The organism is Helicobacter muridarum, assembly GCF_000765805.2.
GTDB classification, from domain to species: Bacteria; Campylobacterota; Campylobacteria; order Campylobacterales; family Helicobacteraceae; genus Helicobacter_A; species Helicobacter_A muridarum.
In genome coordinates, this window is record NZ_JRPD02000063.1 from 1 (window position 1) to 1,061 (window position 1,061).

General features: G+C 35.4%; 1 protein-coding gene. It reads right to left on the minus strand.

The window, feature by feature from the left end; translation table 11 throughout:
• Positions 1-1,061, minus strand: a 1,061-nt coding sequence (gene ggt, locus LS73_RS09745; RefSeq protein ID WP_138070038.1) for a gamma-glutamyltransferase, incomplete at both ends; no start/stop codon positions are given.

The window sequence follows — 1,061 nt, forward strand, 5'->3', positions numbered from 1 at the left end:
GTATAAGTAACACTTACAGCATTGCCCCATTTATCTGCTACTGAATAATGAGTTGTATGGTTACCTTCTTTAAATCCCTTTGCATTTGGATTAATAGCTTGTCCTTCCTTTATGATTCCTAATCCAGCTTTTATTTGTTTGCTAGGAATAGCTTTATTATTGTTCTTTTTAATATTGTCATATATTTTCTTTGCATATTCTTTGCTAAGCAATGTATCTAAAGGAATACTAAAGAAGTCTGGGTCTCCCATAAATACAGCTCTATCAGCATAGGCTTGTCTCATAGCCTCTACCATAAGGTGAATTGTTTGCGAAGAGCTAAATCCTAATGCTTTTATATTGGCATTTTCCATAGTATTTAGAATCTGAATTATATGTGTTCCACCGCTACTAGGTGGAGACATTGATATTATTTCATATCCTCTATAAGTCCCTTTTACAGGCTTTCTCCATATTACTTTGTATTGTGCTAAGTCTTGCTTAGTAATAATTCCTCCATTGTTCTTCATGTCTTCTGCTATTATATCTGCAATTTTGCCTTGATAAAAAGCACTTTCTCCATCTTTTTGTATAAGCCTAAGAGTTTTAGCTAAATCCTTTTGAACAAGGGTATCGCCTCCTTTATAGGTAGAACCATCTTTTTTAAGAAAGTATCTCCTAGAACTTGCAAATCTTTCAAAATGCTCCTTTGCTTCTAGCATTGTTTCTGCTTGTCTATCGGTAATAACAAAGCCATTTTCTGCTAAATCAATAGCTGGTTGTATTAATTCAGCTAGCTTTTTTGTGCCATATTTATCTAGCATAGCACTCATTCCTTTTACAGTGCCTGGAACTCCTGCTGCTAGATGTCCAATAATAGAAGCATTTGGTATAACATTGCCATTATTATCAAGATACATATCTCTAGTGGCTGCAAGTGGTGCACTCTCTCTAAAGTCAAGAGCTATATTTTCTCCATTAGCTAGATGAATAATAGCAAATCCACCTCCACCAATATTGCCTGCTGCAGGATGAGTTACAGCTAAAGCATATCCAACAGCCACAGCTGCATCAATGGCATT